Raw genomic sequence first — 15,483 nt, 5'->3', positions numbered from 1 at the left:
GTCCTTGCTTAAAAAAAATTTTACCGAAGCACCCTCTTTCGTTGTCATTGCTTACAGTTTACCATATAATGGTTTTGTTAAAAGTGGAATTCGAAATTATTTGAATAGTTGGCGGTGAGGAACATGGCAAAAACGAATTTCGGACAGGCAGCAAAAAGCTATGCGAGGTCCCGAAACGATATCCCGGTGAGCTTTTTCGAAAGCTTAAACCTGCGAGGCATCTCGTTTGAAGGAAAGAAAATTGCAGACATAGGCTCCGGCACAGGGGCTTTAACAAGGAAGCTGAAGCTAAGGAAGGCAGATGTAATTGGAGTGGACCCTTCAGTGGAAATGCTTGATGAAGCCGTACGGATCAATCTGGCAAGGTTTGAGGCCATCCCCTATTGGCACGGAACTGCAGAGGATACAGGGTTAGAGCCGAATCACTTTGATATGGTAACCGTTTCCAGAGCGTGGCACTGGTTTAATCGGGAAGCGGCATTGAAGGAAATGAAGCGGATTTTGAAGCCAATGGGGAAATTGATAATAACTGATTCCGGATTCCTGCCAGGCAGCATGGCAGTTGAAGCGGCATTTGAGCTACTGGAAAGCCATTTGGGGCAAAACTTAAAGCCAGCCGGATCCAAGGCAGAGTCCAGACAGCGGATTAACGGGTTCCCTGTTGAGTGGTTCGCTGAATGGCAGGAGAACGGATTTGAACTTAGAGACTTTTACAAACTGGACTATGAAGTAATGTTCAGCACCGAGGAGTGGGTGGATCGGATCATGTCCCTATCCTATCTTGCAGGTGCTCCGGCGGAGAAAAAAGAAGATATTTCTTCTGTTTTATTAAAAAAGCTGCACACCCAATTTGGAGCAAATGCATCTCATACCATTCCACATGCTTGCCATGTTTGTATTCTGGAAACTTTTTAACCCTCATTTTTTGAGGGTTAATTTTTTTTTCTGTGTATTAAAAGTGTTGAATTGTATGGTTCTCTCGATTATGATTATTTCGGCACTCAAAAAGAAAGCTTTGCATTCGAAGTTATAAATAGAATAAGCTTTACTTGCTACAAAAAAAATTGGCACGCGAATGATTTACTAAATACCCAGCCGGATATAAAGGAAAGCATTGCCGGTGTGCGTCGCTGCAAAAAACATTGGAAGGAGATGATTTTTCATGGATCATTACTCACTGGAAGAATGGCTGAAATATGTGAAAAATGAGCTGGGAGAAAAAGATCGCGAAGCATATGAAGATCATCTCTATACCTGCGACCAATGTTTGGAAGTTTATCTTGAGGCGATGGAAGAAGAGGAATATGCACTGCCGGCAATGCCGCGAGAAGACGAATTTACTAATCTTGTCATGGCACAGATTCCAGATAATAAAGTAAAAGAACCCCCTATGCTGAATGTGGCAAAGGAACAAAAGAAATCAACAAGCCAGAAAATGTGGTTTGAATGTTGCTTTACAATTGCTTTAGCCTGTCTGCTGCTCATCGGCGGACTAGTGAAGATGCTTGAAGGCACTAAAAACAAAGAAGAAAAGCTTGAACAAGATTAAACTCTTAACAAGATATTAGGAGTTTTCTTTTTTTTGTGCTGTGTTAAAGCTTATTGTTGATTTTGGCAACCTGTTGATTGGAGTGGAAGGCGCGAGACTCCAGCGGGAGGAGTGTGTCAAAGGGAGCACCCCGCAGGCGCGAGTGCGCCGAGGAGGCTCCCGGACCGCCCGCGGTTCGCTGAGCTCCTGGAGCGAAAATCAACAGACAAATTTAACAGAGCCGTCTCTAAAATATTTGAAAATTCAAGATAATTATTTTACAATAAAAAAGACCAGTCGGTTTATTTAAAATAATAGTCTTGAGGAGTGAGGAATGTGGGAAGAAAGCAGGTTCCGTATGAAATGCAGAAAAAGAGCAAAAGCGTCCATCTGGAGCAGTGGATTTGGGACTTGGCAGCCCAGATGCAGCCTTGCCGATCAGCAGCAATCAGAGATTTGTTTCTCGATAAAATAAAAGAAGATTTGCTGGAAGCGGGTTTGGTAAAAGAAGATTCCGCAATTACTAAGGAGCATGCCGACCTTTATATAAAAGAAGTCCTAAAAGAGGGTTCCTTTAACAAAAAATGTTTCTGTGGATGAGAAAAATGAAGGAGAAAAAAATGTCTCAGACAAAAAATATTTATATGGTAAAAGAGTTCATTTAAGGCCGTTTCAGCAGGGGGACCACGAGAATATTTATTATGCATTTCTGGATCCCGACTTTCGGAAACTGACAGGAACCCAGTATTTTTTAACAATGGAATCGATAGAGAAGGCATATGAAAATTTTAAAAGCGATAAAAGCCGTATTGACCTGGTGATCACATTAAGTGAAACAGAGGAAGCAATTGCGGATTTGGCATTAAATGAAATCAACCTCTCCTCACTACTTGTTAAAAAAGCAACAAAGTTTGCGAAAACAGCCTAATAAAAGGTAACTTAATTACAACGGAGGGACAGATTTGGCGCCTATCGTATCCGAGGAATATAAACGGAAGAAGAAGAAGGAGATTCTGGCCGGCGCGCTTGCCTGTTTCGCCAAGAAGGGATTTCAGGCAGCTACCATTGATGACATTGTCGCATACTCAGGAATAAGCAAGGGTGCCATCTATAATTATTTTAAAAGCAAGGAAGAGATTTATCTGGAGCTTATGAACGAGCAGACAGAAGCAACCAATGCGAGGCTTTTAGAGAGAATCTCCAATCTATCTTCATCTGAAGAAAAGCTTGAGTACCTTTTTGATTTATACAGAGAAATGAGCCCTTTTAGCCAGGAACGCAAGGATAAAATTGTGGTTCATCTCGAATTTACTTTGCATTCGTCAAGGGATGAAAATTTGAACCGGATTTTGAATGAAAGAGGAAAGAAGTTCTTTTTAAAGCTTATCACCGATATTCTGGAAGAAGGGCAGGCTGCCGGAGAATTCCGCCCGGATGCAGACCCGAATTATGTAGCCGGCATGTTCTGGACCATAATGGATGGTGCAATGCTTCATAGCGTTTTAAATGAAGAATATCCATATAGAACAATTATCGATTACGTGAAAAGCCTCGTGCTGAAGGATCTGCAGCAGGATTAACAGCATACCCTATTATTCTTTTGAAAAACATGCTTATTTATGATACTTTTCTGCCGGATGAGGGTATAATTCTTTTATGCCATCTGCCACTTGTGTAAATAGGTGGAAGTGAATAGAATAGAAACCGGAAGTGCAACGTAAAATTGCTAAGTGCATTTCTATTCGCTATGATGTAAAAAGATGGAATTGTAAAAACGGATTAAGACAAAGTTGATTAAATAATAGGATGATGGCTATGAAAAGAGCAAGAATTATTTATAATCCAACCTCGGGCCGTGAAATTTTTAAAAGGCATTTGGCAGAGGTGCTGCAAAAGCTGGAGGAGGCAGGCTATGAAGCCTCCTGCCATGCTACCACAGGCGAAGGGGACGCTATTAAAGCTGCACGGGCAGCTGTTGAGCGCCGCTTTGAATTGGTTATTGCAGCCGGCGGCGACGGTACAATAAATGAAGTTGTAAACGGGCTGGCCGAGCAGGATTACCGTCCGCGCCTTGGAATTATCCCGACTGGGACAACAAATGATTTCGCGCGGGCACTGCATATTCCAAGGGATGTAGAAGCGGCGACAGATATCATCGTCAAGGGGGATATAATTCCTGTTGATATTGGCCGAATTAATGAAAAATACTTTATTAATATCGCCGGCGGCGGAAGGCTGACAGAGCTGACCTATGAAGTGCCAAGCAAGCTTAAAACGATGATCGGCCAGCTTGCATACTACTTAAAAGGGATTGAAATGCTTCCTTCCATCCGTTCAACTGAAGTGAGCATCGAATTTGACGGCAAAATGTTTGAAGGGGAAGTCATGCTTTTCCTTGTAGGGTTAACAAACTCAGTAGGAGGCTTTGAAAAGCTTGCACCTGATTCCTGCATTAATGATGGAATGTTCTCCCTGCTGATATTAAAGAAAACCAATCTAGCCGACTTTATTCGGATTGCTACAATGGCAGTCCGCGGCGAGCATGTCAAAGATCCGAACGTGATCTATACACAGGCCAACCGGATTAAGGTCCAAGCCAAGGAAAAAGTCCAGCTTAACCTGGACGGCGAATTTGGCGGGCTGCTTCCAGCCGAATTTGTCAACCTGTACAGGCATTTAGAAGTTTTCGTGCCGATTGACCAGATTCGTGAAGAAGACCGCCCGACAGATTGGGAAAGTCCGCATGTATAAGAAAGAGTCCGCTCTATGGAGCGGGCTTTTTTTATGAATATCCCAATTCAATCAAACGTTTGATTGAATTGCTTTGCCCCTTTTGCCTGCTTCGCTTTCCAGCCGTGTTTTAACTGCTTACATATTGCTTTTAAATAACTTTGGATAGAGCAATATATTAGCACTTTATAACTGCTGCCAGTATTCGATTTCGTATTTAACCCTTTTTTGTGATACAATCTCTCTAGTCAAAAAGGTCACGGAATTAAGCTGAAAAGGAAGAAAACAATGAGCAGAACATTACCGGTTCAAAAAAATGATTATATAGATGTGATTTTTGAGGATTTAACCCATGAGGGAGCGGGCGTTGCCAAAGTAGATGGCTACCCGCTGTTTGTGCCGAACGGGCTTCCCGGCGAAAAGGCAAAGGTAAAGGTTATTAAAGTTAACAAAGGATACGGATTCGCCCGTTTAATCGAAACGTACGAAGAAAGTCCATATCGTGTTGAGGCTCCATGTCCGATCTATAAAGAATGCGGAGGCTGCCAGCTTCAGCATTTGAGCTATGAAGGCCAGCTTCTTGCAAAGGAAAAGCAGGTCAGGGATGTGCTGACCAGAATTGGGAAGCTTGAAGATGTAAAAGTGCATCCGGTGCTCGGCATGAAGGATCCGTGGCGCTATCGCAATAAAGCCCAGGTACCGATTGGCGAGCAGGAAGGCGGGCTGATCGGAGGATTTTACCAGCAGCGTACCCATCAGATCATTGATATGAAGGAATGCCTTATCCAGCAAGAAAAAAATGATGAAGTGGTCCAAAAGGTTAAGGAAATCTGTGGGCGCTATGGGGTCCGTGCCTATGATGAAGGCAGGCATAAAGGCGAACTTCGGCATGTGATGGCTCGGTATGGGCTTGTGACCGGTGAAGTCATGATTGTACTTGTCACCAGAACGAACGAACTTCCGTACAAACAGAAAATCGTGGAAGAGATTGTCTCGAACATCCATGGCGTTAAGTCAGTAGTGCACAATGTCAATTCAAAAAAGACGAACGTAATCATGGGGGATGAAACCCGTGTCCTGTGGGGCGAAGAGGTTATCTATGACTTCATCGGGGATATTAAATTTGCTATTTCCGCCCGCTCTTTTTATCAGGTGAATCCTGAGCAAACGAAGGTATTATATGAAAAGGCGCTTGCATATGCGAACTTGAGCGGAGAAGAAAAGGTTATCGATGCGTACTGTGGGATCGGGACGATTTCCCTTTTCTTGGCGCAAAAAGCCAAAGAGGTTTTCGGTGTGGAAATTGTGCCTGAAGCGATTGAGGATGCAAAGCGGAATGCCGCCCTCAACGGAATTACCAATGCAGAATTTGCTGTTGGGAAAGCGGAAGAAGTCATTCCGGATTGGTATAAAAAGGGCAATACAGCAGATGTCCTGGTTGTGGACCCGCCGCGAAAAGGCTGTGAAGAAGCCCTGCTACAAACCATACTTAGCATGAAGCCTAAAAAAGTCGTCTATGTGTCCTGCAACCCGGGAACACTTGCGAGGGATTTGCGTATCCTTGAAGACGGCGGTTACAAAACTGTTGAAGTGCAGCCGGTTGATATGTTCCCGCAGACCATGCATTGTGAGGCGGTTGCGAAAATTGAGTTGAGAGGAAGCAACTAACCCTAAGGGAAGTTGCTTTTTTTATTATTAGATGTTGTTTCTGTAAAATATTGAGTTTCTCTAAAGATGTCTATGTTTTTTATCGTAACATTCTGTAAAATAGACTTAATAAAGTCGTAAAATGGGGTGAACTCTTTGATGAATGGTTTCCCAATTCTTGGGAATGAAGGTGATCCGATTTATTCCAATCCTGATGAATTAATAGATTTGTTTCTGAATTGTACGGCAGATGGGGTTGCCATAATTGATATGGAAAACCGTTTTATTAGAGTAAACCATATGTATACTGTAATTTTTGGTTATACCGAAAAAGAAGTGATCGGAAAAAAGTTTACGGAATTTCAAAATCCTGAAGAGGTTAAGGGTATTATTAAACTGGTGAAGCTCGGAAAAGTGTACAGCAATGTGATGACGCAGCGTTATCATCAAGATGGTTCCGTTTTGGATATATCAGTGTCGTATTCACCCTTCCGGAACTCAAAGGGCAGAATTATTGCGGTCCTGGCTATTTTCCGGGATATGACGGATTTGAAGAGCATGGAAAGAGAGTTAAGGAAAACGCGGGAGCTATATGATTTAATTACAGAAAATACAACAGATATGATTAAGGTTTTTAAGAAGGATCAAATCCTAATTTATGCATCCCCCTCACATGAGAAAGTACTGGGCTATTCCCCAAGGCAGCTTATAGGGAAAAACTGCTGTATCGTCATGCCGTCTGAAGAAAAAGAAAACTTTGATAAAGTATTTCAACAGCTATTAGAAACCGGCGAGCCGCAGCTGATTGAAACGAAACTGATAGCAGCCGATGGCCGTACTGTTTTTGTGGAGACAAGTATCTCTCCTATCTTAAACGATGAAGGGGAAATTGAATTATTTGTGGCAGTGGGCAGAGACATTACCGATAGGGTGAGTAATGATGCTGCATTGCGGAATCTCGATCGTCTCTCTATTATTGGGCAGCTGGCTGCGGGCGTCGCCCATGAAATCAGAAATCCGCTGACCTCTTTAAAAGGTTTTTCTAAGCTGCTTCAATCGAGTGTTAACCAGGATAAACAGGATGACTATCTATCTATTATTATGGAAGAGCTCGACCGAATCGACATGATCGTCAATGAATTTATGTCGCTGGCCAAACCCCAGGCGATAGAGTTTGAGAAAGGGAATTTAATTTCCATCCTGGAAAGCACCATTAATGTTCTTCATCCACAGGCCCTGCTCCACAATGTCCAAATCCAGCTTGACTATGGTGAGGATGATATTGTGTTATTATGCTCCCCTCATCAGCTTAAGCAAGTATTTGTCAACTTCCTGAAAAATGCGATTGAAGCCATGCCAAATGGCGGAAATGTCCATGTCAGCGCACAAAAGCAGGATAATAGAAGAGTGAAGATAGCTTTTTCAGATGAAGGACCAGGGATTGATACCCATTTGCTGAGCTATCTCGGTACACCGTTTTATACAACAAAAGATAAGGGAATTGGGCTTGGGCTGACGGTCAGCAATAAAATCATCCAGGAGCACAACGGCTCGATGAGAATAGAAAGCCAAATTGGGGAAGGAACCACCGTGCTGGTGGAATTGGATAGCATATAGTTATATGTGACTCATCTCTTTGAGGGGTGTGTTTTGTTTTTGGATTGGCAGGTAGTCGGGAGCTGGAGAGCAGTGGTAAAGAGTTGTATTCGTGAAACCCGCTTGCAAACTATTGAAAGGCGGACGCAAAGGATGAGATCCCATGTAAAAGAGAAACCCGCTTGTAAAAACAAATAAAAGCCGCCCACAAAGAGAGGGAGCTCGCGCAAACCAGAAAAAACCGCGCATAAAGGTTTCCTGGACGCAAAAGAGGAGTTCCGCGCGTACGTACAAAAGCCGCACACAAAGAGAGGGAGTCCGCGCGTAAACCGGAAGAATCCGCGCATAAAAGAATGTAGGCCGCCAAATCCTCCATAAAATAAATAAAAAGGCCTTGCTTTCATTCCGCAAGGCCTTTTTATTTATTCAATAGCATCCTCCAAAATATTACCCTCAAGGAAGTCTGGGCTCGGTATGCCTAATAGCTTATACACAGTCGGGGCAATATCAAGTGTAGTAATCGAACCGATATTTTCATCCTTTTTGAAGGAAGGGCCCTGGGCGATAAATACTGCCTTAAGCTCTTTTCGATCAGGGTTGCCGCCGTGGCTGCCGAGCTCTATTGCAGGCAGTTCAGCTTTGGTTAGGCTGCTGCCCATCATATAGCCCTTAGCTCCAAGCAAAAGGATTTCCCCTTCGTTGGGATGGTCCTTTTCTTCTTCGCTTCCATCTGCAATTTGATAGGGATTTTCCTTTTTGTGCAATAAATAATTAAAAAATTGCTTTGTTTTTTGATCAAAGTCGCTAAAACGTTTTTGCGCGATGGTATTGCCAATCTCTTCAAAATACTGTTTGAGTGCTGCTTTTTTGAATTCAGGTTTTATTTGATACCCGCTAAATAGATTTTCAACTTTCTTGGTGACATTCTCTTTTTCCTCTTTTGAGAGGTCTTTATTAATATAAATCTGTGCAGCGGATCCGCTGGCAAAAGCGATAGCTTTTGATCTTTCTTCGTCAACCTTTCCTTCCTTATCGCTCTTCAAGAGGCCTGCTTTTTTTAACAATGTGTTTGGGGCCAGGATGGTATGGACAGGTTCCATCCCGTGATCGGAAACAATCAGAAGGTGGTCACTTTTGGTTAGGGTATCCATTGTTCGCCCGACCACGCTATCAGCAAGCTTGTAGGACCATTCAATATATTTCATATGCTTCTTTGACCTTTCCTCTGTATATTCTGGCTGCCTTGGATCTGTCAGGAGGAAATGGTGTGATTCATGGTCAATTTGCGGTGCGTAGAACATCAGTAAGTCGGGCTGGTATTTTTCTTTTATATAAAGAGAGACATCTGTAGTCCAGTTGACAAAGCGTGAACTTATTTCTTCGTACTCGTCTCTGGAAATCCAGCCTTTCTTAAAAGCCTTTGTGTCATCCTGGACAGGAAAGAAGCCGAATTTCGATTTGATTTCTTCTTTGAAGCCATCTGGTCCTTTAATAAGCCCTGAAGTGACAGATGTCCGGTAAATGCTTGCCTTTTCGAGAGTTGGATCTGCCTTCAGTTTAAACCAGAAGCCTGCCGATTTGCGATCCACCTCAACAGGGAAGGAACCCCATTCATTGGCTTTTACTACAGAATCATCCTGAGCAGCAGAACGATTATTCGAAAAAATAAAACGGTCATAATTTGTTTTGCCATCATCTGTTGTATCCATTGCCAAAATATTGATTTCTCTATTTTTGGCTTTTTGGAGGGGCAGCTTCATTTTTGCTTCTTTTAAAGGACTAAAGCTTTTTTCAGTGTGTTTCCCGCCGTCAGCAGCTTTGAAGTTTAGCTTGTCCAATGAACTTTCAGCCCAAGTTTCACCGTAATAGACAGCGTAATCTGCCTGCGAACCGGCATCAGGGTTTGACCCGGGAAACAGGACGGTTGCTGTTGTTTTGCCGTTCCTTTTGGCTTCCTTCCAAAGCGGGCTTTTATCAAGAGGCTGGTGAAAGGCACTCTCTCCGTTTGCAAATTCCCTGTGTGGGTCCTGCCACTTATTGCTGACCATGCCGGTTTCGGAAGGAGTTGCACCCGTTGCAATCGCCGCATGGGAGGGAGCAGTTAGTGATGGGGTAACAGTCTTGGAATCTTTGGCAGCCACTCCGTTTTTCATAAGAGACTCGATATGAGGGAGATTGCCGTCCTTCACGTACTCCTTTGTCAGATCGTTGCGCATCCCATCAAAGGAAATCAAAATAACCTTGTTATCCTGATCCTTAGTTTCTGACGCATAACCTGAAGTTGGAGAAACAATAGAACCAACCAATAAAATGATTATATAAAAATAGTGCTTTTTCATTATGTTTTCCTCCGTGGTGTATGAAAATTGGTACAAGAGGTTATTCCCTATTAATCTGCCATTTAAACAAAGGTTGAATGAGCCCCTTTCATCTAGGCACATCCTATTTCAATTTTTTTGGATTAAAGGGGGTGTATTTTCGGATGCCGATTTTCCTGCATTTATGAAACTAGTTAATCCTTTAGATTCAATAATATTTTTCCAGTCCCAAAGAGGTAGACTAGCTGTATCTTAATCTATATTTTTATAATAGTTCGTAAATTCGACATTGTTTGGAGGAGAGAATATGAATAGATTGAAAGGTCGGCCTGGAAAAAGGACTCTATTAAAGGGATCAGTTGCTGCTGTTATTTTAACAGGAGGTGTGTTTTTACCATTGGCTCCTTTAAGTTCCAATCAGAGCGTGGCAGAAGCAGCAGCTTCATCTTACATCGTTGACGCTACCAACCTTAATGTCCGTTCGGGACCTGGAACAAATTATGAACGGATAGGAAGCTTGCCTCAAGGCAGCAGTATTCAGGTAATCCAGAGGTTGGATAACGGATGGTATAAGACTACTTACAAAGGCCAAACAGGCTATGTCAGCGGTCAATACGTGAAAACGAATGATAAGCTCTACCGGGTGGATGCAACTGCTTTAAATGTCCGCAAGGGTCCAGGATTGAATTACAGTAAAATCGGCCACTTGAAGAATGGATCGGTATTGAGCGTTATACATAAGGAAAGCAATGGCTGATATAAAATTTCCTATAATGGCACTTCAGGCTATGTGAGCGGCGAATATGTGACTATAAGTGACTCCCAAGTAGCCAAACTCAATGTCCCGCTTATTGCACAGCGGCCTGAATTGCCAAGCGGCTGTGAAGTGACGTCACTTGCCATGGCGTTAAAATATTACGGTGTAAATATCAGCAAAACTACCCTTGCGAAACAAATGCCTTATGATTCAACTGAGTTAGTGAGAAATGCAGACGGATCTATTAAAACTTGGGGAGATCCGGATATTGGATTTGTTGGAACTCCTTTTGGGACTGGCCACACGATAAACCCGGGACCACTGAAGAAATTGCTGGATCAGTACCGTCCAGGCGGAGTGAACCTGACAGGAAAAGATTTTTCGGAAATAGAGAAGCATGTTTCTCAAGGCAGCCCCGTGCTGGCATGGTTTACGATCAGCCATGAAATCCCTAATAAAAGAAGCTGGAAAACGCCTGCGGGAAAAATTATTAGTGCCCCGACACCATTGCACTGTATTGTTGTAACAGGAGTGGATGCTGACTATGTTTATTTTAATGATAGCGAAGCAGTCAAAAAAGACGTGAAAATGCCAAAAGACAAATTTATTAAAATTTATAATGCTATGGGCAAGCGTGCATTGGCAGTAAAATAGCAAGCCAGCTGTCCAAGTTCATAGATGAAATCTTATATACCAATAAAAGCATTTGCGGGATTCGGCGCAAATGCTTTTTTATATAGGAAAACGAATTAAATACGTCTCAGGTCTTAGATGTCTTTACTTATGTGGTCTATGGCGGGGCTGCGGGGTTTTTTGTATCGTTATACTTGAGAAGTTTTTTAAAAGTGTTTTAATAGATTTAAGGGCGGGTGCCTGATTTTGATTAATAGTGCTGTATTTTTTCCTGTGGATGAAACTTTGTGTTGGCGAGTAACGTATAAATAAGTAGGACTATGAGTCAGGAGTCGATAGAGATGAATTCTTTTGTAGGTTTTGCATTCCGTGTGCTGACGGCTATTCCATTGTCTGTCAGTGTTTGGCTGGTAAGTTATTTTGCCTTTGATCAAACCTTTCTCCTGTCGGGTGCTTTTGGTGTTGGAACGGGACTGCTCACTTATTGGGCGGGCGGAGTGATCCAGAGGAACCGTTTTTTGAAAAAGCATGGATTGACGAGAAGGGAATACCAATATATAAAGAGAAACCTTGATGAAGCGAAGCGGAAGTTAACCCGTTTGCATAAGGCAATGTTTTCGATTCGCCATTTTCCAACGCTAAAGCAGCGGATGGAATTCATGAGGGTGACGAGAAGAATATATAGGCTGACAAGAAAGGAACCGAAGCGCTTTTACCAGGCGGAACAATTTTATTTTTCACATCTGGACTCCGCAGTGGAGCTGGCGGAGAAGTATGTCTTTCTGTCGTCTCAGCCGAAAAAGACGCGCGAGTTAGATCTGTCTCTTCAGGAAACGCGCCGTACACTTGATGCGCTCACCCATCATGTTGAGGAGGACCTTCATCGGGTTATAGCGGAAGATATTGATCAGCTCAACTTTGAAATTGATGTTGCCAAGAATTCTATTGAAAAGATAAAAGATTCGAGAATTCATGATGAAAGCAGGAGATTAAAATGACTGAAGAAAATCCGTCCCTGTTAAAAAAAACAAACAGTGCGAACTTAATGAATGACCTGTTGGCCGACCCATTTGGGGAAAAGCAGGAGCTTGCCTCTTCACCGTACACGGAGGAAAAGCGGACAAGGCTGATTGATGTCATTCCAGAAGAAAATCGGGAAAAGGCTTATCAGCTGGCCAAGCAAATTGACCCGGCCAATCATCAGGCAATGATTTCTTATGGAACGCCAGCCCAGTCAAAGTTATTATCTTTTTCCCATACGATGCTGGAGCATGTTCAAAAAAAGGACGTCGGCGAAGTGGGGGAGATTATTAATGAATTAATGAAGAAATTTAATGATGTTAACCCTGACGAACTGAAGCCGGAGAAAGCCTCTTTTTTGGCGCGGATGTTTGGGAAACTATCGGGGTCTGTGCAGGAAGTGCTATCCAAGTATCAGAAAACAGGAGCGCAGATTGACCGAATTAGCGTGAAGCTGGAGCGAAGCAAGAACCTCCTTCTTTCCGATATAGTCATGCTTGATAAACTCTATGAAAATAATAAAGAGTATTTCCAAGCATTAAATGTATATATTGCCGCAGGTGAGCTGAAGCTTGAAGAGCTTCATGATCAGACCATTCCGGAGCTTAAGAAGAAGGCAGAGGAAACAAATGACCAGATGAAGTTCCAGGAAGTAAATGACATGATTCAGTTTGCGGACCGTCTGGATAAGCGTCTTTATGACCTGAAGCTAAGCCGTGAAATCACGATTCAAAGTGCGCCGCAAATCCGCCTGATTCAGAACACGAACCAGGCATTGGTTGAAAAAATCCAGTCGTCCATCATGACGGCTATTCCGCTTTGGAAAAACCAGGTGGCGATCGCACTGACACTGCTCCGCCAGCGCCATGCGGTAGAGGCTCAGAAGAAAGTTTCGAAAACAACGAATGATCTTCTTTTGAAAAATGCCGAAATGCTGAAAATGAATACTATTGAGACAGCACGTGAAAATGAGCGCGGCATTGTTGATATTGAAACATTAAAGAAAACGCAGGAGAATCTGATTTCCACTCTTGAAGAGACTTTGAGGATCCAGGAAGAAGGCCGGAACAAACGCCGCCAGGCTGAGCATGATCTCGCCAACATGGAAAGCGATTTAAGGCAGAAGCTGCTGGAGATTAAGGGGAGCTAGCGGCTGAGACAGGGGAAGATTTCTACGATTCGTTGATAAAAACGGATTTTCGTTGAAATATTAAATTTTTCGTTGATATATCGTCAATTTCGTTGATATATTGATTTTTTCGTTGATAAAACGGAATTTCCCTTTGATTACACCCTGGATTTGCATTGTTAAAGCCAACGTCATCAACATTTCAACTTCATAGATATTAAAAAGAGCGATTTTCAATCAAACGTTTGATTGAAATCGCTCTTTTCATGTTTAGATCGTCAATTCTGCTTCCGCAACGGGAGCTTGCTTTTTAACAGGCAGCTTAATAACTGCCTCGGTTCCATTTCCTTTTTCGCTATTGAAATGGATGGAGCCGTTATGGGATTGCACGATTTTGAAGCTGACAGTAAGGCCGAGGCCGGTTCCTTTTTCCTTGGAGGAGTAGAAAGGTTCGCCGATCCGGTTTAGCCGTTCTTCTGACATGCCGCAGCCATCGTCCTTCACAAGGATGGTCACCTGTTCATCAGCAGACAGGAGCGTAATGACCACCTTGCCGCCTTCATTAGAAGCTTCAATGGCATTTTTAATAATATTAATAAAGAGCTGTTTTAACTGGTTTGGTTCGCATTCAATCATAAATACATCGGATTTTAGAAGAAATTCAATTTCAACATTATGCATGCTGGCTTCTGTTTTTAGAAGTGAAATAACATTAAACAGAATGGTCTGGATGTCTGCTTTCGTAAAACAAATGTCCTGCGGCTTAGCCAGCAGCAGCAGCTCGCCGACAATATGGTTAATCCGGTCCAGCTCTTCCTGCATGATTTGATAATAGAATTGATGTTTTTCATCCTCAAGCTGCATCAGCTGCACGAAACCTTTTAAGGAGGTCAGCGGATTTCTGATTTCATGGGCAACACTTGCAGACAACTCGCCTACAACGGAAAGCTTTTCAGTTCGGCGCAATCTTTCCTCTGCTTGCCGAAGCATTGTCACATCCTTGCCATAGCCGATGATTCCTGCAATTTGCCCGTTGACGATAATTGGCAGGGCAGTGCACTGTAACGTTATTTGGCCGCCGTTCTTATGCCTAAATTCAAATTCACAGGTTCTTGGCTTTTTATGTTCAAGAATGGATGTGAAATCTTCTTTGACTTTCTCTTTAAAACGATCAGGAGAAATATCATAAATATTCTTTCCGATCGTTTCTTCAGGGCTATAGCCTGTCACTGCTTTAAATTGAGGGTTCACCTTCATGATGGTTCCATCAAGATCGGTCATATAAACAATTTCTGTATTGTATTCAAACAATGATTTGTACTGCTGCCGGCTTTCTTCGAGCAATTGTTCCACTCGTTTTCTTTCCGTGATATCACGTCCGATAATCACGAGTCCTTTGCGGTTTCCGTCTGAATGGAAAAGTGGAACCTTGATCGTGTCAAAGGTCTTTTCTGTCCCATCAGGCAAGGGGATGACTTCTTCCAGGCGGGTGATTTTCCCGTTTTTCCACGCCTCTTCATCTGATGTTTCACAGTAACGAAGTGCGTCAGCATAAAAATCAGTATGTTCAGCAAGCTCCGAGTCTTTCTTGCCTTTATAGTCTACATTTTCAAGGTTAAATAATTTTAGGCCGAATTCATTGGATTCAATCCAGCGACCTTCCCCATCCTTGAAATTAACAAAGTCCACCATGGAATTGATCAAAGTGGAAAGACGTTTTTCATCCTCCCTGGAAGCATTGAGCTCTTCTCTTTTGCTCATAAAATAATAGAGCAGCCATCCTGTAACCAAAATATACAGAAATTCTTTACCCCTTTTAAGGTAATAAGCAAGAGAAGAAGGTTCAAGCAAATCTAAAAGGTAGTTAGTTCCGAATACCCAAAAAAGACTGATGAAAATAAATAAACCTAATAGCCTTTTTTTATCCATTAGCTTGTCTTCCTCCTGTTCTCTATTTGGCTGAAAGGAGGGATGGTATTCAGTCAAATAAGTATTTTTTTATTCCTCCATTATAGCTGTATAATAGAAAGGATATTAGGATTCAAAAAATAGTATATACAGGTACTATTTTATATGATTTTGAAAGAGTCTTCCAGTGCCTGTAAATTTGCAGATAAGAATAATA

General features: G+C 42.5%; 14 protein-coding genes. 12 read left to right on the top strand and 2 right to left on the bottom strand.

The annotated features are described in order from the left end of the window. Window positions 1–123 precede the first annotated feature (123 nt). The 8 genes from IQ19_RS18225 to IQ19_RS18190 all read left to right on the top strand — a co-directional run bounded on the left by IQ19_RS18225 (window position 124) and on the right by IQ19_RS18190 (window position 7,522). Window positions 124–915: a class I SAM-dependent methyltransferase gene (locus tag IQ19_RS18225; protein WP_144543880.1), complete on the top strand. Its 792-nt coding sequence runs from the start codon at window positions 124–126 to the stop codon at window positions 913–915. Between the two features lie 247 nt (window positions 916–1,162). Then, the gene (locus IQ19_RS18220; protein WP_144543878.1) at window positions 1,163–1,549 is read left to right on the top strand and encodes an anti-sigma factor family protein; all 387 of its coding nucleotides are present in this window, start codon (window positions 1,163–1,165) and stop codon (window positions 1,547–1,549) included. Window positions 1,550–1,864: 315 nt separating this feature from the next. Continuing rightward, the gene (locus tag IQ19_RS18215; protein ID WP_144543876.1) at window positions 1,865–2,128 is read left to right on the top strand and encodes a hypothetical protein; all 264 of its coding nucleotides are present in this window, start codon (window positions 1,865–1,867) and stop codon (window positions 2,126–2,128) included. Beyond that, window positions 2,121–2,456 (top strand): GNAT family N-acetyltransferase, encoded by a 336-nt coding sequence (locus tag IQ19_RS18210; RefSeq protein ID WP_144543874.1) that lies wholly within the window; start codon window positions 2,121–2,123, stop codon window positions 2,454–2,456. Before IQ19_RS18215 ends, IQ19_RS18210 begins: the two co-directional genes overlap by 8 nt. 34 nt (window positions 2,457–2,490) lie before the next feature. Further along, on the top strand, window positions 2,491–3,108 hold the full coding sequence (locus tag IQ19_RS18205; RefSeq protein WP_144543872.1) for a TetR/AcrR family transcriptional regulator: 618 nt from the start codon (window positions 2,491–2,493) through the stop codon (window positions 3,106–3,108). Between the two features lie 235 nt (window positions 3,109–3,343). Then, window positions 3,344–4,279: a diacylglycerol kinase gene (locus tag IQ19_RS18200; RefSeq protein ID WP_144543871.1), complete on the top strand. Its 936-nt coding sequence runs from the start codon at window positions 3,344–3,346 to the stop codon at window positions 4,277–4,279. A 267-nt stretch (window positions 4,280–4,546) separates the two neighbouring features. Further along, window positions 4,547–5,926 carry a 23S rRNA (uracil(1939)-C(5))-methyltransferase RlmD gene (rlmD, locus tag IQ19_RS18195; RefSeq protein WP_144543869.1) on the top strand — a complete coding sequence of 460 codons (1,380 nt, stop codon included), beginning with the start codon at window positions 4,547–4,549 and terminating at the stop codon, window positions 5,924–5,926. 138 nt (window positions 5,927–6,064) lie between these two features. Continuing rightward, window positions 6,065–7,522, top strand: coding sequence for a PAS domain-containing sensor histidine kinase (locus IQ19_RS18190; RefSeq protein ID WP_242021042.1), 1,458 nt, complete (start codon window positions 6,065–6,067; stop codon window positions 7,520–7,522). A gap of 401 nt (window positions 7,523–7,923) precedes the next feature. On the opposite strand, the gene IQ19_RS18185 is transcribed toward IQ19_RS18190, so the two are convergent. Continuing rightward, complete coding sequence (locus IQ19_RS18185) at window positions 7,924–9,840, bottom strand: alkaline phosphatase family protein (protein WP_144543866.1); 1,917 nt, start codon at window positions 9,838–9,840, stop codon at window positions 7,924–7,926. A 286-nt stretch (window positions 9,841–10,126) separates the two neighbouring features. On the opposite strand from IQ19_RS18185, the gene IQ19_RS28610 reads away from it, so the two are divergent. The 4 genes from IQ19_RS28610 (at window position 10,127) to IQ19_RS18170 (ending at window position 13,379) form a co-directional block, all read left to right on the top strand. After that, complete coding sequence (locus IQ19_RS28610) at window positions 10,127–10,576, top strand: SH3 domain-containing protein (protein ID WP_242021041.1); 450 nt, start codon at window positions 10,127–10,129, stop codon at window positions 10,574–10,576. A 48-nt stretch (window positions 10,577–10,624) separates the two neighbouring features. Next, window positions 10,625–11,230: a C39 family peptidase gene (locus tag IQ19_RS28605; protein WP_242021040.1), complete on the top strand. Its 606-nt coding sequence runs from the start codon at window positions 10,625–10,627 to the stop codon at window positions 11,228–11,230. 320 nt (window positions 11,231–11,550) lie between these two features. After that, a complete protein-coding gene (locus tag IQ19_RS18175) occupies window positions 11,551–12,207 on the top strand; it encodes a 5-bromo-4-chloroindolyl phosphate hydrolysis family protein (protein ID WP_144543864.1) in 657 nt (218 codons plus the stop codon). Next, window positions 12,204–13,379 (top strand): toxic anion resistance protein, encoded by a 1,176-nt coding sequence (locus IQ19_RS18170; RefSeq protein WP_144543863.1) that lies wholly within the window; start codon window positions 12,204–12,206, stop codon window positions 13,377–13,379. The genes IQ19_RS18175 and IQ19_RS18170 overlap by 4 nt, the downstream gene beginning before the upstream one ends. A gap of 249 nt (window positions 13,380–13,628) precedes the next feature. Here IQ19_RS18170 and IQ19_RS18165 read toward each other — a convergent pair whose 3' ends face one another. After that, window positions 13,629–15,287 carry a PAS domain-containing sensor histidine kinase gene (locus IQ19_RS18165; protein WP_144543862.1) on the bottom strand — a complete coding sequence of 553 codons (1,659 nt, stop codon included), beginning with the start codon at window positions 15,285–15,287 and terminating at the stop codon, window positions 13,629–13,631. Window positions 15,288–15,483 lie beyond the last annotated feature (196 nt).

It is taken from the genome of Cytobacillus oceanisediminis (assembly GCF_007830235.1).
Taxonomy (GTDB): domain Bacteria; phylum Bacillota; class Bacilli; order Bacillales; family Cytobacillaceae; genus Cytobacillus; species Cytobacillus oceanisediminis.
The sequence above is the reverse complement of the archived record's forward strand: the minus strand, read 5'-3'. Positions and strand labels throughout refer to the sequence as shown.